This window comes from Cupriavidus phytohabitans (assembly GCF_017815025.1).
GTDB lineage: Bacteria > Pseudomonadota > Gammaproteobacteria > Burkholderiales > Burkholderiaceae > Cupriavidus.
Window position 1 is genome coordinate 132902 of record NZ_JAGIQB010000001.1, and the last position, 17570, is coordinate 150471.

At 67.1% G+C, this 17570-nt stretch carries 17 protein-coding genes; 11 read left to right on the plus strand and 6 right to left on the minus strand.

What is annotated here, in order from left to right:
• Window positions 1-18: 18 nt before the first annotated feature.
• The 5 genes from J8I34_RS00635 to cobA are packed head-to-tail and all read left to right on the plus strand — an operon-like array spanning window position 19 to window position 4562.
• Window positions 19-615, plus strand: coding sequence for a DUF934 domain-containing protein (locus J8I34_RS00635; protein WP_209805127.1), 597 nt, complete (start codon window positions 19-21; stop codon window positions 613-615).
• Complete coding sequence (locus J8I34_RS00640; protein ID WP_209769469.1) at window positions 612-1415, plus strand: phosphoadenylyl-sulfate reductase; 804 nt, start codon at window positions 612-614, stop codon at window positions 1413-1415. Before J8I34_RS00635 ends, J8I34_RS00640 begins: the two co-directional genes overlap by 4 nt.
• A 12-nt stretch (window positions 1416-1427) precedes the next feature.
• Window positions 1428-2393, plus strand: a complete 966-nt coding sequence (gene cysD, locus J8I34_RS00645; protein ID WP_029046026.1) for a sulfate adenylyltransferase subunit CysD — start codon at window positions 1428-1430, stop codon at window positions 2391-2393.
• Window positions 2394-2418: 25 nt separating this feature from the next.
• Window positions 2419-3723, plus strand: a complete 1305-nt coding sequence (locus tag J8I34_RS00650) for a sulfate adenylyltransferase subunit 1 (RefSeq protein WP_209769471.1) — start codon at window positions 2419-2421, stop codon at window positions 3721-3723.
• 38 nt (window positions 3724-3761) lie between these two features.
• A complete protein-coding gene (cobA, locus tag J8I34_RS00655; RefSeq protein ID WP_029046028.1) occupies window positions 3762-4562 on the plus strand; it encodes a uroporphyrinogen-III C-methyltransferase in 801 nt (266 codons plus the stop codon).
• A 145-nt stretch (window positions 4563-4707) separates the two neighbouring features.
• On the opposite strand, the gene J8I34_RS00660 is transcribed toward cobA, so the two are convergent.
• Genes J8I34_RS00660 through lptF form a run of 3 tightly spaced genes read right to left on the minus strand, consistent with a single transcriptional unit; the run spans window position 4708 to window position 7405 of the window.
• Window positions 4708-5103: a sirohydrochlorin chelatase gene (locus J8I34_RS00660; RefSeq protein WP_209805128.1), complete on the minus strand. Its 396-nt coding sequence runs from the start codon at window positions 5101-5103 to the stop codon at window positions 4708-4710.
• Window positions 5104-5111: 8 nt separating this feature from the next.
• Window positions 5112-6281, minus strand: a complete 1170-nt coding sequence (lptG, locus tag J8I34_RS00665) for an LPS export ABC transporter permease LptG (RefSeq protein ID WP_029046030.1) — start codon at window positions 6279-6281, stop codon at window positions 5112-5114.
• A complete protein-coding gene (gene lptF, locus J8I34_RS00670; protein WP_029046031.1) occupies window positions 6278-7405 on the minus strand; it encodes an LPS export ABC transporter permease LptF in 1128 nt (375 codons plus the stop codon). The genes lptG and lptF overlap by 4 nt, the downstream gene beginning before the upstream one ends.
• Before the next feature lie 187 nt (window positions 7406-7592).
• On the opposite strand from lptF, the gene J8I34_RS00675 reads away from it, so the two are divergent.
• From J8I34_RS00675 to J8I34_RS00685, 3 genes are read left to right on the plus strand one after another with little or no spacing between them, the layout of a single operon-like run.
• On the plus strand, window positions 7593-9131 hold the full coding sequence (locus J8I34_RS00675; protein ID WP_029046032.1) for a leucyl aminopeptidase: 1539 nt from the start codon (window positions 7593-7595) through the stop codon (window positions 9129-9131).
• Window positions 9132-9174: 43 nt separating this feature from the next.
• On the plus strand, window positions 9175-9609 hold the full coding sequence (locus J8I34_RS00680) for a DNA polymerase III subunit chi (protein ID WP_029046033.1): 435 nt from the start codon (window positions 9175-9177) through the stop codon (window positions 9607-9609).
• Window positions 9606-10085, plus strand: a complete 480-nt coding sequence (locus tag J8I34_RS00685) for a DUF2486 family protein (protein ID WP_209805129.1) — start codon at window positions 9606-9608, stop codon at window positions 10083-10085. Before J8I34_RS00680 ends, J8I34_RS00685 begins: the two co-directional genes overlap by 4 nt.
• A 143-nt stretch (window positions 10086-10228) precedes the next feature.
• On the opposite strand, the gene ilvD is transcribed toward J8I34_RS00685, so the two are convergent.
• Window positions 10229-11902, minus strand: coding sequence for a dihydroxy-acid dehydratase (gene ilvD / locus J8I34_RS00690; protein ID WP_209805130.1), 1674 nt, complete (start codon window positions 11900-11902; stop codon window positions 10229-10231).
• Between the two features lie 150 nt (window positions 11903-12052).
• On the opposite strand from ilvD, the gene J8I34_RS00695 reads away from it, so the two are divergent.
• A complete protein-coding gene (locus J8I34_RS00695; protein WP_209805131.1) occupies window positions 12053-12985 on the plus strand; it encodes a LysR family transcriptional regulator in 933 nt (310 codons plus the stop codon).
• A 41-nt stretch (window positions 12986-13026) separates the two neighbouring features.
• A complete protein-coding gene (gene lgt / locus J8I34_RS00700; protein WP_029046037.1) occupies window positions 13027-13845 on the plus strand; it encodes a prolipoprotein diacylglyceryl transferase in 819 nt (272 codons plus the stop codon).
• Window positions 13846-13864: 19 nt separating this feature from the next.
• Here the strand turns inward: lgt and J8I34_RS00705 are convergent, their stop codons facing one another.
• Both J8I34_RS00705 and J8I34_RS00710 read right to left on the minus strand, forming a co-directional pair.
• Window positions 13865-14899 carry a M48 family metallopeptidase gene (locus J8I34_RS00705; RefSeq protein WP_209805132.1) on the minus strand — a complete coding sequence of 345 codons (1035 nt, stop codon included), beginning with the start codon at window positions 14897-14899 and terminating at the stop codon, window positions 13865-13867.
• 26 nt (window positions 14900-14925) lie between these two features.
• Window positions 14926-16014: a YjgN family protein gene (locus J8I34_RS00710; RefSeq protein ID WP_209805133.1), complete on the minus strand. Its 1089-nt coding sequence runs from the start codon at window positions 16012-16014 to the stop codon at window positions 14926-14928.
• Between the two features lie 793 nt (window positions 16015-16807).
• Between J8I34_RS00710 and J8I34_RS00715 the strand changes: the two genes are divergently transcribed.
• Window positions 16808-17515 carry a GntR family transcriptional regulator gene (locus J8I34_RS00715; RefSeq protein WP_209805134.1) on the plus strand — a complete coding sequence of 236 codons (708 nt, stop codon included), beginning with the start codon at window positions 16808-16810 and terminating at the stop codon, window positions 17513-17515.
• Window positions 17516-17570: the final 55 nt, after the last annotated feature.

Genomic DNA, 17570 nt, shown 5'->3' on the forward strand with positions numbered 1-17570 from the left:
GGACCGGAGAGACTGAACATGGCAAAGATCATTCAACTGCAACGCCAGGAAGCAACCGGCAGTGCGAACGTCACCCCGGTGATCGTCGAAGACAACTGGACCGTGCTGCGCGCCACTGAAGAGCAACCGCTGACCGAAGAGCGCATCGCCGCCGCCGCGCAAGGCCAGGACGCCGTGCTGTTCCCGCTGTCGGTGTGGAAGGCCAATGAAGCGCTGCTGGCCGGCCGCGATGCCGCCCGCACCGGCGTGTGGCTGGCCCCGGAAGACGAGCCGGGCGACGCCGCCGCGTACTTCGACCGGGTGTCGCTGGTGGCGGTGGACTTCCCGGTGTTCCGCGACGGCCGCGGCTTCTCCACGGCCTACCTGCTGCGCACCCGCTACAAGTGGGAAGGCCAGCTGCGCGCCGTCGGCGACGTGCTGCGCGACCAGCTCAACTTCATGAAGCGCTGCGGCTTCGATGCCTTCGCGGTCCGTGCCGACAAGAATATCGACGACGCCATCAAGGGCTTCACCGAGTTCACCGTGACCTACCAGGCTTCGGTCGACGAGCCGCTGCCGCTGTTCCGCCGCGCCCGCACCGAAGGCGGTGCCGTGCAACCGAAGGCGACGGCATGAGCACGGTGCTGACCGATATCCCCGTGGTGGATGCCGGCGCGGTGTCGGCGCTGCGTCCGCCCGCGCTGTGGGTCGCGCCCGAGTACACCGGCAGCATCGAAGCGCTGGAGCAGAAGGAGCGCGAGCTGGGCGAGCGCCTGGCCGGCATCGCCGCGCGTTTCTTCCGCGCGCGCTTTGCCTCGAGCCTGGCGGCCGAAGACATGGTGCTGACCGATGCCATCCTGCGCGGCACCCCCGCCGTGCGCGCCGGCATCCGCGTCTTCACGCTGCAGACCGGGCGCCTGCACGCCGAAACGCTGGCGGTGCTCGACAAGGTGCAGTCGCACTACGGCTACAGCATCGAGCAGTACACGCCGGACGCCGAGGCGGTCGAGAACTACCTGAAGAAGCATGGCCTGAACGCCTTCTACGACAGCATCGACCTGCGCAAGGAATGCTGCGGCATCCGCAAGGTCGAGCCGCTCAATCGCGCGCTGTCGCACGCCGACGCGTGGCTGACCGGCCAGCGCCGCGAGCAGGCCGTGACGCGCGCCGAGCTGCCGTTCGAGGAGCAGGACGAAGCCCGCGGCATCCCGAAGTTCAATCCGCTGGCGGACTGGAGCGAGGCCGAAGTGTGGGCCTACCTGAAGCGCCACGACGTGCCGGTCAACGACCTGCACGCCAAGGGCTATCCCAGCATCGGCTGCGAGCCGTGTACGCGCGCGGTGCGCGCGGGCGAGGATGTCCGCGCCGGACGGTGGTGGTGGGAGAGCAAGGACTCGAAAGAGTGCGGGCTCCACGAACAGAACATCAAGCATTGAGGCCGTAAGAAAATGGGCATCATGAACGACATCGCAGAAGCCACCTCCAGCGTGGCGCACCTGTTGCAGGTACAGAACGACCATCTCGACCGCCTCGAAGCGGAATCGATCTACATCATCCGCGAGGTGGTGGCAGAGTGCCGCAACCCGGCGCTGCTGTTCTCCGGCGGCAAGGACTCGATCGTGATGCTGCACCTGGCGCTGAAGGCCTTCCGCCTGGGTGACCGCAAGATCGAGCTGCCGTTCCCGCTGGTGCATATCGACACCGGCCACAACTACCCGGAAGTGATCGCCTTCCGCGACCAGCGCGTGGCGGAACTGGGCGCGCGCCTGGTGGTGGGCCATGTGGAAGACTCGATCAAGCGCGGCACCGTGCGCCTGCGCAAGGAAACCGATTCGCGCAACGCCGCGCAGGCCGTGACGCTGCTGGAAACCATCGAGGCGCACAAGTTCGACGCGCTGATGGGCGGCGCCCGCCGCGACGAAGAGAAGGCCCGCGCCAAGGAGCGCATCTTCTCGTTCCGCGACGAGTTCGGCCAGTGGGACCCGAAGGCCCAGCGCCCCGAGCTGTGGAGCCTGTACAACGCCCGCATGGCGCAGGGCGAGCAGATGCGCGTGTTCCCGATCTCCAACTGGACCGAGCTGGACGTGTGGCAGTACATCGCCCGCGAGAAGCTGGCGCTGCCGCCGATCTATTATTCGCACCAGCGCGAAGTGGTGCGCAAGAACGGCCTGCTGGTGCCGGTCACGCCGATCACGCCCAAGCAGGATGGCGACGTCAGCGAAGTGCTGTCGGTCCGCTTCCGCACCGTTGGCGACATCAGCTGCACCTGCCCGGTGGCCAGCGTTGCCGACTCGCCGGAAGCGATCATCGCCGAGACCGCGGTGACCGAGATCACCGAGCGCGGCGCCACCCGCATGGACGACCAGACCAGCGAAGCTTCGATGGAGCGCCGCAAGAAGGAAGGCTACTTCTAAGCCGCACGCAGCAAAGGATCCAGACATGACTCACCAAGCAACCCACCAAGGCCTGCTGCGCTTCATTACCGCCGGCTCCGTCGACGACGGCAAGAGCACGCTGATCGGCCGCCTGCTGTACGACAGCAAGGCCGTGCTGTCCGACCAGCTGACCGCGCTGGCCAATGCCAAGAACAAGCGCACCGCCGGCGAGCAGATCGACTTTTCGCTGCTGACCGACGGCCTGGAGGCCGAGCGCGAGCAGGGCATCACCATCGACGTGGCCTACCGCTATTTCTCGACGGCGCGCCGCAAGTTCATCATCGCGGATACGCCGGGCCACGAGCAGTACACCCGCAACATGGTCACCGGCGCGTCGACCGCGCATGCGGCCATCGTGCTGGTCGATGCCACCCGCGTGACCGTCACCGACGGCCGCGCCGAACTGCTGGCCCAGACCAAGCGCCACTCGGCGATCCTGAAGCTGCTGGAGATCCAGCACGTGATCGTCGCTGTCAACAAGATGGACCTGGTCGACTACAGCGAGCAGACCTTCAACGAGATCCGCACCGCCTACGCCGAACTGGCCGAGCAGCTGGGCCTGAAGGATGTGCGCTACGTGCCGGTGTCCGCGCTGCGCGGCGACAACATCGTGCACGAGAGCGACGCCATGCCGTGGTACCAGGGCGAGCCGCTGCTGCCGCTGCTGGAAGAGCTGCCGGTGGAAGAAGCCGCGCCCGAAGACGACGCCGCGCTGCGTTTCCCGGTGCAGCTGGTGATCCGCCAGGACGGTTCGCAGTCGGACGACTTCCGCGGCTATGCCGGCCGTGTCGAGGCCGGCACCGTGCGCGTCGGCCAGAAGCTGCGCGTGCTGCCCGCCAACCGCGAGGCCGTGGTGGCCGAAGTGCTGACCCCGAATGGCGCCGCTGAATCGGCCAACGTCGGCGACACCGTCACCGTGCGCCTGGCCGACGACGTCGATGTATCGCGCGGTGACATGTTCGTTGCCGCCGATGCGACGGCGGCTTCCGCCAAGAAGCTGCAGGCCGACCTGTGCTGGTTCGACGACGAGTCGCTGAACCCGTCGCGCAAGTACGTGCTCAAGCACACCACGGCCAGCGTGTTCGCGCGCGTGTCGGCGGTGGACCGCGTGCTGGACGTGCACACGCTGTCGCACGAGACCGGCCGCCACGAGATCAGCCTGAACGATATCGGCTCGGTGCAGATCTCGCTGCAGAAGCCGATCGTGTGCGATGCCTACGGCGACAATCCGGCAACGGGCGCCTTCGTGCTGATCGACGAGGCGACCAACCACACGGTGGCCGCAGGCATGATCCGTGCGTTCTCCTGATCGGTAACGAACAGGAACGAGCGGACAAGGGGCAACAGATGGACAAGCAGGCGCGCAAGACTTACGGCAAGGTGTACCTGATCGGGGCAGGCCCCGGTGCGGCAGACCTCATTACGGTGCGTGGTGCACGGCTTTTGGGCGAAGCCCAGGTGGTGCTGCACGATGCACTGGTGTCGCCGGAGATGCTGGCCTGGTGTCCGCAGGCGGAGCTGGTCGAAGTCGGCAAGCGCTGCGGCCAGCGCTCCACCGCGCAGCTGTTCATCAACCGGCAGATTGTCGACCTGGCCAGCAAGTACGAGCGCGTGGTGCGCCTGAAGGGCGGCGACCCGATGTTGTTCGGCCGCGCCGACGAAGAACTGCAGGCGCTGGAAGCGGCCGGCATCGAGTATGAGGTGGTGCCGGGCATCACCGCCGCGCTGGCTGCTGCTTCCGCGATCGGCAAGCCGCTGACCAAGCGCGGCGTGTCGCGCAGTGTGGCGTTTGCCACGCAGGCCAAGGCGGCGGACGGCGAGGGCTCGCCCGATATCGAAGCCGCGGTCAAGGCCGACACGCTGGTCTACTACATGGGCCGCGACCAGGCCGCTTCGATCGCCGCGCAGCTGATCGGGCACGGCAAGCCCGCGTCGACGCCGGCATGGGTGGTGGAAGCTGCCACCACGCCGCGCCAGCGCAGCCGCGAATTCACGCTTGGCCAGATGGCGGCCGGGGAAGCGGCGGCGTGGATCGATCCGGTGCAGCCGAGCTTGCTGATGATCGGCGCGGCGCTGGCCGCTCGCGCGACCGAAGCGCCGCAGGAGGATGTGGGCGGGATTGAAGTCTGTACGCCGCGCGCTGCCTGATTTTAGGCTCCTGCGCTGGCACTGCGAGGGTTTGCTCCCCTCTCCCATTCATGGGAGACAACCAGTCCCATCAGCGTGCCGTCAACAATAGTGACCCCGTGCCGGGATTCCGGCACGGGGTTTTTTCGTTAGGGTCTTGAAGTCTTCAGGACTGCGCAGCAGCCCCCGGCAGCGACGCAACGCAGTAAGCCGCAATCGCATCCAGCACCGCATCAGATTCGCCCACCGCGGCAGCGCAATGAATGCGCAGGCCGGGATAAGCCTGCCTGCACTGGTCGAGCAGCGCCGGCAGGTCGCGCCGGATATGCCCGCCCTGGCCGAAGAACACCGGCACCACCGTGACCTCGCCCACGCCGCCCACGGCGAGTTCTGCCAGCGTATCCGGCAACAGCGGCGACATCAGCTCCAGGAACGCCAGCCGCACCTCGCACTGGGGCAGGGCAGTGGCCAGCTTCTGCCGCAGCCGGTCGAACGGCTCGCGCCAGCGCGCATCGCGCGCGCCGTGCGCGAACAGGACCAGGGCACGGTCGCAAGCTGCCATGGCCGTCCTCAGTGCCGGTCGACCCAGCGCAGCGCCAACAGCGCCACCGTCAGGTAGAGCGTGCCTGGCACCAGCGCGGAGATGATGGGCGGCCATGTGTGCAGCAGGCCGACGTGAGAGAACAGCGTATTGGACAGGTGGAACGACAGCCCCAGCATGATGCCGCCGAACACCTTCACGCCTACCGCCCCGGCACGCGCGTGCAGGTAGGCGAAGGGCAGCGCCAGCGCCACCATCACGAACAGCGTCAGCGGGTAGATCACCTTCTTCCAGAACGCGATCTCATAGCGCTGCGTGTCCTGCTTGTTGTCGCGCAGGTGGCGGATATAGCGGAACAGGTCCAGCGTCGACATCCGCTCCGGCGTCACCAGCAGCACCGACAGGATCTGCGGCGTCAGCTCCGAGTGCATTGCCACGCGCGGGAATTTCAGCTGCTCGGCGCGGAAATCCGGTGCCAGTGCATCGCGCGGCGGCGCGGGCTTTGCCGGATCGGCCTGCGGCATCAGCTCGGTGAAGCGCGTCTCGCTGACCCCTTGCAGTTCCCACGACTGGCCGCCCTGGTAGCGGCCTTCCTCGGCCACGCGGATCACGCGCAGCCGGTATTGGGGGTCGAACTCGTAGATGGTGATGCCGGTGATGGTCTGGTCCGGCTGCAGCCCGGCTACGTTGACGAAGCGGGTGATCTCGCCGCCGCCGGCCGGGTCCTGGTCGCGGTCCTTGACCCAGACGCCCGAGCGGAAGCCCGCCGACACCGTCGCGCCGATCGCCTCGAGCTTGATCTTCTGCGCGTACTGCTCCGCGCGCGGCCCGATGAACTCGCCGAAGATAAAGGTCACGATCGCCAGCGGCACAGCCAGCTTGAACAGCGAGAACAGCGCCTGCCGCGTGTTCAGGCCGGCGACGCGGAAAATGGTGAACTCGGACTGGCTGGCCAGCTGCGAGAACACGTAGATCGCACTGATCAGCACCGCGATCGGCAGCACCTCGTAGACCCGGGTAGGGGCCTGCAGCAGCACGTGGAACAGCGCCACCAGCGAGGTGTACTGGGCGTTGACGTTCTCCAGCTCGTTGAGCATGTCGAAGAACACGAACAGCGACAGCACCGCGAACAGGATGAAGGCGAACACGCCATAGACCAGCCGCCCGAAGTAGCGTTCATAGACGCGCAGGATCCTCATGCCCGGCTCCCGCTGGTGGCGGCACTGCCGCGTTTCAGGCCGAACACGGCGCGCCAGCCGCCCAGGCTGCGGTTCTGCCGGTAGCGGAACAGCACCAGCGCCCCCAGGAACACCGTCAGGTGGATCGGCCACCAGGCCAGCCAGAACGGCACCGAGCCGTTGCGCACCCAGGATTGGGTCAGGTTGATCAGGTTGCTGTACGTGAGGTAGATCAGCACCGCGAACACCAGCGGGGTATAGCGGCCCAGGCGCGGGTTCACGTAGGCCAGCGGGATCGCGATCATCACGAAGTTAAAGGCCAGGATCGGCAGCGAGATGCGCCAGATCAGCTCGCCCAGGTTCTCGCGCGTGGGGTTGCGGATCAGCTCGATGGTGTCGCGGCTCTTGGGCGGCAGCTTGGCTTCGGACTCGGGCGGCTTGTTGTCCACCTTGACCGCATAGCGTTCGAACTCGACGATGCGGTAGTCGACCTGGCCGGGCGTGCCGGAATAGCGGCGGCCGTTCTCCATCACCACCAGGCGGTCGCCGTTGGGCATGGTCTCGAACTTGCCCTGGTGCGCCAGCGCCACGCCGATCTTGTCGGCCTCGGCATTGGCGACGAAGACATTGCGCGCATACTTCATGTCGGGGTCCATGCCCTCGATGAACAGCACGTAGTTGGCCTTGGCGGGTTCGATGAAGCGGCCGGCGGCGATCATCGACATCACCCCGCGCTGCTCGAAGCGGTCGCGGAACAGCGCGCTCTGCTGGTTGGCCCACGGCCAGGCGAACATGCCCAGCAGCAGCGCCAGCACGATGAACGGCGCGGCGAACTGCAGCACCGGCTTGACCAGGTCGCGCAGCGAGATGCCGGCCGAGAACCACACCACCATCTCCGAATCCTTGTACCAGCGCGTGAGCACGATCAGGGTGGAGATGAAGAGCGTGGCGGACAGCAGGATCGAGAGATAGCCGATCGTGGCCAGGCCGATCAGCATCAGCACGTCGTTGGGACTGGCCTTGCCGCTCGCGGCCATCCCCAGAATGCGGATCACGAGCGACGTGAGCATGAAGGTCAGCATCACCAGGAACACCGCCCCGGCGGTGTAGGCGAGCTCGCGTCGCAGGGCTTGTTGAAGGATCATGCGGATTCGGTTCCGGGCTGCCGGCCGGAGCGGGCGATGTGCCGTGCGAGGTGCCTGGCAGAACAGCGGACTGGTAGCACAAGTGGCTGTCAGCGTGACCGGGGCGTATCAGCGGCGGCAGGTCGCGGGGTAAAAATCGCGGATAATGGAGGCTTTCGTGTCTAACGAGCCCCTGGAAGGAAGCGCGATGGAATTTAGCACAAAAGCCCTGGATTTGAGCAAAGCCGGCCAAAATGGTTTCCTGGCGACCAAGACTGACTGCCTCGTGGTCGGCCTGTTCGAAGGCCAGAACCTTGCCGGCGTGGCCAAGGCGCTGGACACGGCCACCAAGGGCTTGGTGGCGCGCCTGGTCAAGCAGGGCGATTTCGAAGGCAAGCGCGGCACCCACCTGATGCTGCACGAAGTGGCCGGCGTTGGCGCCGCGCGCGTGCTGCTGGTGGGCCTGGGCAAGGAAGCCGAGTTCTCGGACAAGGCCTTTGCCGACGCCGTGCGCACCGCGGTGCGTGCCTTGTCGTCCACGCGCGCCACCACCGCGCTGTGGTGCCTGGCGCAGCAGGCGCCGCAGCAGCGCGATGTTTCGTGGGCCATCATCAGCACCATCACGCTGGTGCGCGACGCCGGTTACCGGTTGCTGGAGCGACATCCTGGCCTGAAGCGCGCCAATGCCAACGGCAAGTCCAACGGCGCCGACAAGTCGTTGCTGCGCAAGGTCGTGATCGCGGTCGACAGCAGCGACGCCCGCGCCGCCACCCAGGCCGCGGTGCGCGGCACCGCCATCGCCAACGGCATGGAAGTGACGCGTGACCTGGGCAACCTGCCGTCCAATATCTGCACCCCGACTTACCTGGCCAATGCCGCGCGCAGCATCGCCAAGCGCCACAAGCTCAAGGCCGAAGTGCTGGGCCGCAAGCAGATCGAGGCGCTCAACATGGGTGCCTTCCTGGCCGTGACCAAGGGCAGCCAGGAGCCGCCGCAGTTCATCGTGCTGCGCTATGACGGCGCCGGTGCCAAGCAGGCGCCGGTGGTGCTGGTCGGCAAGGGCATCACCTTCGACACCGGCGGCATCTCGCTCAAGCCGGGCGAGGGCATGGACGAGATGAAGTACGACATGTGCGGCGCCGCCTCGGTGCTCGGCACCATCCAGGCCGTGGCAGAGATGGGCCTGAAGCTCAATGTGGTGGCCGTGGTGCCGACCTGCGAGAACATGCCCAGCGGCATCGCCACCAAGCCGGGCGATGTCGTCACCAGCATGTCTGGCCAGACCATCGAGATCCTGAACACCGACGCCGAGGGCCGCCTGATCCTGTGCGACGCGCTGACCTATGTCGAGCGCTTCAAGCCGGCCGCGGTGATCGACGTGGCCACGCTGACCGGCGCCTGCATCATCGCGCTGGGGCACCAGAACAGCGGCCTGTATTCGCGCTCCGACATGCTCGCCGACCAGCTGCTGCAGGCCGGCCGCCACGCCATGGACACCGCCTGGCGCATGCCGCTCGATGACGAGTACCAGGACCAGCTCAAGTCCAACTTCGCCGACATGGCCAATATCGGCGGGCGCCCGGCGGGCAGCGTGACCGCGGCCTGCTTCCTGTCGCGCTTCACCGAGAAGTACGACTGGGCGCACCTGGACATCGCCGGCACCGCCTGGAAGAGCGGCGCGGCCAAGGGTGCCACCGGCCGCCCGGTGCCGCTGCTGACGCAGTTCCTGATGGACCGCGCGGCCTGACGGCCGCAGTCACCCAACCCGGCCACGCAAGCAGCAAACGTCCATGACGCGCATCGACTTCCACAGCAACGTGCCGGACCTGCTCGGCTATGTCTGCCGGCTGGTCCGCAAGGCCTACGGCGCCGGCCAGAAGGTCGTGATCCACGGCACGCCGGCGCAGCTGGCGGACCTGGATGCACGCCTGTGGACCTTCTCGGCGCTGGATTTCCTGCCGCATTGCGGGCTGGAACACCCCAATGCGGCGGTCACGCCGATCCTGCTGGCCGCCACCACCGAAGGCGTGCCGCACCACCAGCTGCTGATCAACCTGTCCGACCAGCCGCCGGCGCAATTCGCCAGTTTCGAACGCCTGATCGAAGTGGTGGGGTCGGGCGACGCCGCCCGCGAAGCCGGCCGCCAGCGCTACCGCTTCTACCGCGAACGCGGCTATCCGCTGACGCATCACGATATCGGCCAGCCCAAGGGAGACGCAACATGAGCGAACGCACCACATCGCGGGTGATCCCGCGGCCCGGGCCCAACGACAGCATTCCGCTGCTGACCGAAGTGGTCGAACTGCCGGATACGGAATCGGCGGCGCAGCCGCTGGCCGCTTCGCAGGAAGGCGTCATCGATACCTTCGGCATGGCCGAATCCGGCATGGTCATGCACGTGGGCGATACCGGGGAGCCGCAGGCCGAAGCACCGCCGCCGCAAGCCCCGGCGGCGGTGGCCGATCCCGGCGAGGACGACCTGCGCGCCATGCGCAGCGAGCTGCTGTCGCGGGTGATGCTGCGCTTCCGCACCGAATGGCCGCAGGTGGTCGAGGCCCATACCGAAGCCACGCTGCAGGCGCGGCTGGCGCCGCTGACCGCGCAGCTGGCCAGCGAACTGACGCAGTCACTGGAGGCCAGGCTGGTGGAGTGGCTGGACGCGACGCTGGAGGAGATCGAGCGGACGCCGGGCGGGGACTGAGGAGAGCCATCGTCGCCGTGGCGCGGCGAAGGGTTTTTCCCCTCTCCATTTGGGAGAGTGGAGCAAACCGCCGGCATGCAAGACGCCTCGCCAACAAAAAAGCCCGCGACCTTGCGGGCTTTCTTGCATACGGCAAAGGCGCCTCAGTCCGTCACCGCGCCCTTGCTGGCCGTCGACGCCAGGCGCGCAAACTTCGCCAGCACCCCGCGCGTATAACGCGGTGCCGGCTGCTTCCAGTTGGCCCGGCGCCGGGCCAGCTCCTCGTCCGCCACATTCAGCTGCAGCAGCAGTTTGTGCGCATCGATGGTGATCGAATCCCCTTCCTGCACCAGAGCGATCGTGCCGCCGGCGAACGCTTCGGGCGCCACGTGGCCGACCACCATCCCCCAGGTACCGCCCGAAAAGCGGCCATCGGTAATGAACCCGACCGACTCACCCAGCCCCTTGCCGATGATGGCCGACGTCGGCGCCAGCATTTCCGGCATGCCCGGGCCGCCCTTGGGGCCGAGGTAGCGCAGCACCAGCACGTCGCCGGCGTTGATCTTGTCGGCCAGGATGGCTTCCATCGCGCTCTGCTCGTCCTCGAACACGCGCGCCGGGCCGGTGATGACCGGGTTTTTCAGCCCGGTGATCTTGGCGACCGCGCCTTCCTCGGCCAGGTTGCCCTTCAGGATTGCGAGGTGGCCTTCCTTGTAGAGCGCCTTTTCGATTGGCAGGATCACGTCCTGGTCGGCGCGCGGGGTGTCCGGCACGTGTTCGAGTTCTTCGGCCAGCGTGCGGCCGGTAATCGTCAGGCAGTCGCCATGCAGCAGGCCGGCCTTGAGCAGGATCTTCATGACCTGCGGGATGCCGCCCGCCTTGTGCAGGTCGGTGGCCACGTACTGCCCGGACGGCTTCAGGTTGCAGAGCACCGGCACCTTGCGGCGGATGCGCTCGAAGTCCTCGATGGTCCATTCGACTTCCGCCGAGTGCGCGATGGCGAGGTAGTGCAGCACCGCGTTGGTCGAGCCTCCGGTGGCCATGATCAGCGCCACGGCGTTCTCGATCGACTGGCGCGTGATGATGTCGCGCGGCTTGATGTCCTTCTTGATCGCCTCGACCAGCACGCGCGCCGATTCGGCCGCGCTGTCGACCTTCTCCTGGTCCGGGTTGGCCATGGTCGACGAGTACAGCAGCGACATGCCCAGCGCCTCGAACGACGAGCTCATGGTGTTGGCGGTGTACATGCCGCCGCACGATCCGGTCGACGGGCAGGCGTTCTTTTCCACGCCCTCGAAGTCTTCCTGGCTCATGCGCCCGGCGGTGAATTCGCCCACCGCCTCGAACGACGACACGATGGTCAGGTCCTTGCCCTTCCAGTTGCCCGGCTTGATGGTGCCGCCGTAGACGTAGATGCCCGGCACGTTGGTGCGCGCCAGCGCGATCATGCCACCGGGCATGTTCTTGTCGCAGCCGCCGATCACGACCACGCCGTCCATCCACTGGCCCTGCGCCGCGGTCTCGATGCAGTCGGCGATGACCTCGCGCGAGATCAGCGAGTACTTCATCCCCTCGGTGCCCATCGACATGCCGTCCGAGATGGTGGGCGTGCCGAACACCTGCGGGTTGGCGCCGGATGCCTTGATCGCGTCGATCGCCGCGTCGGCCAGGCGCTGCAGGCCTGCATTGCAGGGGGTGATCGTGGAGTGGCCGTTGGCGATGCCCACCATCGGCTTGTCGAAGTCTTCCTGCTTGTAGCCGAGGGCGTAATACATCGAGCGGTTGGGGGAACGCGCCACGCCTTGCGTGATGTTCCGGGAGCGTTTGTTGAATGCCATGGTGGTCTCCGGGGGAATGTCCGGCGCCGCGGAGTCGGGCGCTGTCACGCGGGCAGCCGATGTTGTGCCGGAGAGCATGCCCCTTGCATTTTGGAGTGTCAAATATATTATTTGCCCTTTATTGAGTCGAAAAACATATCAGGAGGCGGGTTGGACCTGCGTCAGCTGCGTTACTTCGTCACCGTGGCGGAAGAGTTGCATTTCGGCCGCGCCGCGCAACGGCTGTCGATGACGCAGCCGCCGCTGTCGCAGCAGATCCAGGCGCTGGAGGAGGAACTCGGCGTGCCCCTGTTCGTGCGCACGCGCCGCTCGGTGGCACTGACGCCGGCCGGCGCGCAATGGCTGCCCGAGGTGCGCCGGGTGCTGGCCGATGCCGCGGCGCTGCCCGGGCTGGCGCAGCGGCTGGCGCGGGGCGAGCTGGGTTCGCTGTCGCTGGCCTTCGTCAGCACGGCCGACTACGGCATCCTTCCCGACCTGCTGCGGCGCTTCCGGGCGCGTCATCCGGCGGTGCAACTGCAACTGCGCGAGGCCACCAGCGACGTCCAGCTCGAAGCGCTGCTGGAAGGCACGATCGACGCGGGCCTGGTGATCCGGCCCCAGCTGCCGGCGATGCCGCACGGACTGGCCTACCTGCCGCTGGTCAGCGAACCGCTGGTGCTGGCCGTTCCCGACGGCTGGCGGCCGCCGGGCGGGCTCGCACAGGACGGCAAGGTGTCGCTGCGCGATGCGGCATCCGAACCGCTGATCATCTTCCCGCGCCGAAGCGCGCCGGCGTTTTATGACATCATTACGGGCTACTATGCGCGCGAGGGCCTGGTGCCGGCGATCGCGCAGGAAGCCATCCAGATGCAGACCATCGTCAGCCTGGTGTCGGCCGGCATGGGCGTGGCGCTGGTGCCGGCATCGCTGTGCAACCTCCGGCGCACCGGCGTGTCGTACCTGGCGCTGCGCGAGTCCGGCCCGCAGATCGAGACCGGGCTGGCCTGGCGCGACGGCGGCAGCGCCGGCGTGGCGCCGGTGCTGCGGTCGTTCATCGAGATCGCAGGCGCACTGGCCAGCGAGGCCGCCGCGGCGCCGCGCTGAGCGCGCGGCTGGCCCATACAGATAACTTCATTCACGCCAACATGCTGATCCATCCCCAGTTCGACCCGGTTGCCATCCACCTGGGCCCGCTTGCCATCCGCTGGTACGGGCTGATGTACCTGGCCGGGTTCATCATGTTCCTGTGGTTCGGGCGCCTGCGCATCCGCCAGCCGCATATGGCGGCCAAGGGCTGGACCACGCGCGACCTCGACGACATGCTGTTCTTCGGCGTGCTGGGCGTGATCCTGGGCGGGCGGCTGGGCTACGTGCTGTTCTACAAGCCGACGTACTACCTGGCGCACCCGATGGAGATCTTCAAGGTGTGGGAGGGCGGCATGGCCTTCCACGGCGGCTTTCTCGGCGTGATCGTGGCCATGTGGCTGTTCGGCAAACTGCGGCGTCGCCACTGGATGGAGGTGACCGACTTCATCGCGCCGATGATCCCGTGCGGGCTCGCCGCCGGCCGCATCGGCAATTTCATCAACGGCGAGCTGTGGGGCCGCGCGACCGACCTGCCCTGGGGCATGATCTTCCCGCAGGCGGGCGACAACATCCCGCGCCATCCGTCGCAGCTGTACCAGTTCGCCGGCGAGGGCGTGGCGCTGTTCATCATCCTGTGGCTGTTCGCGCGCAAGCCGCGGCCGATGGGCGCGGTGTCGGGCGTGTTCCTGATCGGTTATGGCGCGTTCCGCTTCGCCGCCGAATTTGCGCGCGAGCCGGACAGCTTCCTCGGCCTGCTGGCGCTGAAGATGTCGATGGGACAGTGGCTGAGCCTGCCGATGATCCTGGCCGGCATCGCCATGGTGATCTGGGCCTACCGGCGCCAGCCGGGCGCGGGCGCGCCGCAGCCGGCAGCCTGAGCGCAGGCGCCGCGGCGGATTACCTGCCGGCGCGGCGCAGCGCGTCGATGCGCGCCTGTGTATGCGGGTGCGTCGACAGGAAGTCCTGGCCGCGGTCCGGTGCGGCTTCCGATGCCGACGACGTCGCGCCGGCGCTCGCACGCTGTTCCAGCCTGACCAGCACATCGGCCAGCGCCGCCGGCGGCAGCCCATTGCGCTGCATGACCTCGATGGCGAAGTCGTCGGCCTCGCGCTCGTGGTCGCGTGAGTAGCGCAGCGTCAGCATGGCGGCCGGCACGCCGGCCAGTACCGTCGAGATGTCGCCGAACAGGTAGGCCGACAGCGCGCCCAGCGCCGAAGCCTGGATCACCTGCTGCAGGCCGTGGCGGCGCGCCACATGGCCGGCTTCGTGCGCCAGCACCCCCATCATTCCCGCGCCGGTGCCTGCCAGGCTGACCAGCTCGTCGGTGACCACGATGGTGCCGCCGGGCAGCGCCAGGGCATTGGCGCCGATTTCACCGCCCTGGCGGAACAGGATCTGGTAGTCGTGTCCCGCGTCGGGCGGCCGCCTGAGCGCGGCAAAGCCCTGGCGGATGCGTTCCTGTTCGGCCTGCGGCAGCTGCGTCGGCTTGACCACGCCGTTGTCCAGGCTCGCCAGCGTCAGCCTGCCCAGATGGGCCTCCACTTCCGCCGGCACCGTGCGCGCCATCACGCCCGCGCCCCACGGCAGCAGCACGTAATAGCCCAGCACCAGCACCGCCACCAGCGCCGCCACCGCCATCCCCGCCAGGCGCCAGCTGTTCTGCGCGCGCGACACCAGCCCTTCGCGGTGGCCGGTGGCGGCCAGCATGTGGTCGAAGGCGGCGTGGTCGTTGATTTCGCAGAAGGCGCCGTCGGCGAACGTGACCAGCCGCGGCGCGCGCCGTACGCGTTCGGATACGCGCACATCGGACAGCGCGGCGCGGCGCAGTTCGGCGCCGCCGGGGTCGCGCAGCACGGCCTGCCGCGCTTCCACGGCCAGGGTCGCGGGATGCGCACGCGAGGTGCGGCCATCGAAGTAGGTGACTGGGATCATGGTGCCAGGGCTGGCGGGCGCGGCAATCACAGCGCGATGTCGATGTCGTACCAGTCTACTGCGGCATCGCCCAGCGCACCGACCTGCTGCACCTCGCCGGCGACAAAGCTGTCGAGCGGGCTGGCGGCCAGCATGGTCACGCTTTCGACCCGGTAACGCGCGGCGCGGACCCGCGCGAACGGCAGGTACAGGCCCAGCGTGAGCGCGATGGCGATCAGGTTGGTGACGAAGATAAAGATCATGCGGCCCGCGCCGACCTGGCTGCGGAAGGCGTGCGGGGCGAGCGTGGTGTGGCTCCACACGACGTTCTGCAGGCGCGCCATCAGGTAGGGGCTGACCGCCAGCAGGCCCAGGTAGAAGCCGGCAATCGCGAAGCCAAGGATTACCGCGGCGGCAAGGCCCTTGGCCCCGGGTGCCACCACCGCGCCCAGGACAAAGCTGAGCACGATGCCGGCGACAACCGTGGCCAGCACCACGCCGAAAGCCCGCAGGTAGACGCCGTAGAACTCGCCGGCGCCGGCGGCAAAGCCGAACGGCGCCGTGCCGAAGCGTGTGTTGCGGTGCTGGTATTGCTTGAATCGCTGGTGCGCCAGCGGCCCGAGCAGCCCCAGCGTGAACACCGCTGCCAGCGGCCACAGCACGAATACCTTGTAGGCCCCGGCATCGCCGCCCGTGAAGGCAAAGCGCAGGCCGCGGTAGCTGGAATTGGCCATGCGGAAGCGCAGCGAGCGCACCAGCAGCAGCGGGAATACCGCCAGCAGGGCTACCAGCATCGCCAGCGCGAGGAAGGGCGATACATTCGAGGCCAGCTGGAACGCAAGCGCGAGGCCGAACACGATGGCGCGCCCCTTCAGGATGGCGGAGGCCTTGCCGTGGTAATCGAAGCTGGCCCCATCGAGCCGGGTATTGCGATAGAAATACTGCAGCGTGCGCACCTTGGCCCAGGCGGAATAGACACCGAAGGTGACGATGGTCAGCAGTACGTTAACGATCCAGATACGGAAATACTCCGATCCCGAACCGGTGAAGGACAGCCGCAAAGGCTGCGGCAACGCCGGCGCCGTGTCCAGGGCCGCGGACGAAGAGAATGTGAAATCGCTGCTGCCGGCGTGCATGGGCAGGCTCCCGGGTAAATAGAAATGCGGTTTGGCGAACGAAACGCGGCAAATATCGCTCCGCGCTTGTATCAGATATGCAACCGATTGAAATCAGGCTATTGCGGTGCGTCGTGCACATTCTCGCATCGATAAATTAAGATCGCCGCACATTTTCCATATGCAATTGCCGACAGTCGGGTTTGCCTCGTTGGCCCCATGGGAAAACCCTCGTAACAATCGAGAAACATCCTGTTACACTGGTCGTAATCTGTAACAAGTTTCGGATGCGTGCCATCAATAAATTCAAGGACTTAGAGCCACTGGCACGTTAATCGCTAACGATACTGTTACAAGATGAGCGGCAAGCCACAGCCGCCACGGAAGCATTCAGGGAGGGTCCGGCAGGACCACTGGGGTCGGATGCTTCACGCCACCGAACAGGGCAACGGGAAAATCCGCGCGCAAGCGCGTTTCAAGGGGGGCGCCGGGCCAGCGCCAGGTTTGAATGATGACCCACGCGGCGGATACGGACGTATCCGCAGGCGATGCAAGCAGTTCAGTAGTCCTTTCAGGCGCGGGCGTTTCTTTGCAGGGAGGCATGGAAACGCCCGCCGCACCTCCTTCTCGCCATGCCGGCGCCTGTCACGCCCGGTCTCACTCGTTATCTCCGGCGCTTGTTCCGTATTGATCCTGTGTTCCGCGATGCAGCATCGAAATCGCTTGTATCGTCGCCGTCCTAATCCATAATTATGAATTATGGCGACCGGGACGCATTGGTTCCGGCCAACGGAGTACTCAACCGGGGGTGGCAATGCGCATTGTCCAGCAGGCCCTGTACCTCGAAGTCGCAGACCGGCTGCGCGCAATGATCGATGCCCATACGTTGACGCCCGGCGCCTGGATCGACGAAAGCGCGATGGCCGAGTTGCTCGGCATCTCGCGCACGCCGCTGCGCGAAGCGTTAAAGGTGCTGGCTGCCGAAGGGCTGGTCCGGCTCGAGCCGCGACGCGGCTGCTTTGTCAACAAACTGTCCGAGCAGGACCTGGACGAGATCTTCCCGCTGATGGCGCTGCTCGAAGGCCGCTGCGCCTACGAGGCCGCGCGCAACGCCACGCGCGCCGACCTGGATGCGCTGGACGGCCTGCACGCCGACCTGGCCCGCTACGCGCAGGCCGGCGACATCGACGCCTATTACGAAACCAACGCGCAGATCCATGAGGCGATCCAGCGCCTGGCCGGCAACCGCTGGCTGTCGGGGCTGATCAGCGATCTGCGCAAGGTGCTGCGGTTGTCGCGCCACAAGAGCCTGAAGCTGCCGGGCCGCATCCGCGAGTCCTGCGCCGAGCACCTGTCGGTGTTCGCCGCACTCAAGGCGCGCGACCCTGAAGGTGCCGAGGCGATGATGAAGACCCATCTGCTGCGCCAGCGCGCGGCACTGCAGGCGCTCGACAACGCCGCCGGCACGGCGCAGCCGACCCGGGCACCGCCGGCGCTGCGCGTGGCCAGTGGCGACGACTAGCTGCCCACGCCACACGTTTCACAGCTCACGCCTTTCACCGCAGCATGGCAAGTCT

Coding starts and splice junctions, on each gene's coding strand:
- J8I34_RS00640 (WP_209769469.1), top strand. CDS start 612: ATGAGCACGGTGCTGACCGATATCCCCGTGGTGGATGCCGGCGCGGTG.
- J8I34_RS00650 (WP_209769471.1), top strand. CDS start 2,419: ATGACTCACCAAGCAACCCACCAAGGCCTGCTGCGCTTCATTACCGCC.
- J8I34_RS00710 (WP_209805133.1), bottom strand. CDS start 16,014: ATGCACGCCGGCAGCAGCGATTTCACATTCTCTTCGTCCGCGGCCCTG.
- J8I34_RS00660 (WP_209805128.1), bottom strand. CDS start 5,103: ATGGCAGCTTGCGACCGTGCCCTGGTCCTGTTCGCGCACGGCGCGCGC.
- J8I34_RS00675 (WP_029046032.1), top strand. CDS start 7,593: ATGGAATTTAGCACAAAAGCCCTGGATTTGAGCAAAGCCGGCCAAAAT.
- lgt (WP_029046037.1), top strand. CDS start 13,027: ATGCTGATCCATCCCCAGTTCGACCCGGTTGCCATCCACCTGGGCCCG.
- cobA (WP_029046028.1), top strand. CDS start 3,762: ATGGACAAGCAGGCGCGCAAGACTTACGGCAAGGTGTACCTGATCGGG.
- lptF (WP_029046031.1), bottom strand. CDS start 7,405: ATGATCCTTCAACAAGCCCTGCGACGCGAGCTCGCCTACACCGCCGGG.
- lptG (WP_029046030.1), bottom strand. CDS start 6,281: ATGAGGATCCTGCGCGTCTATGAACGCTACTTCGGGCGGCTGGTCTAT.
- cysD (WP_029046026.1), top strand. CDS start 1,428: ATGGGCATCATGAACGACATCGCAGAAGCCACCTCCAGCGTGGCGCAC.
- J8I34_RS00715 (WP_209805134.1), top strand. CDS start 16,808: ATGCGCATTGTCCAGCAGGCCCTGTACCTCGAAGTCGCAGACCGGCTG.
- J8I34_RS00635 (WP_209805127.1), top strand. CDS start 19: ATGGCAAAGATCATTCAACTGCAACGCCAGGAAGCAACCGGCAGTGCG.
- J8I34_RS00685 (WP_209805129.1), top strand. CDS start 9,606: ATGAGCGAACGCACCACATCGCGGGTGATCCCGCGGCCCGGGCCCAAC.
- ilvD (WP_209805130.1), bottom strand. CDS start 11,902: ATGGCATTCAACAAACGCTCCCGGAACATCACGCAAGGCGTGGCGCGT.
- J8I34_RS00705 (WP_209805132.1), bottom strand. CDS start 14,899: ATGATCCCAGTCACCTACTTCGATGGCCGCACCTCGCGTGCGCATCCC.
- J8I34_RS00680 (WP_029046033.1), top strand. CDS start 9,175: ATGACGCGCATCGACTTCCACAGCAACGTGCCGGACCTGCTCGGCTAT.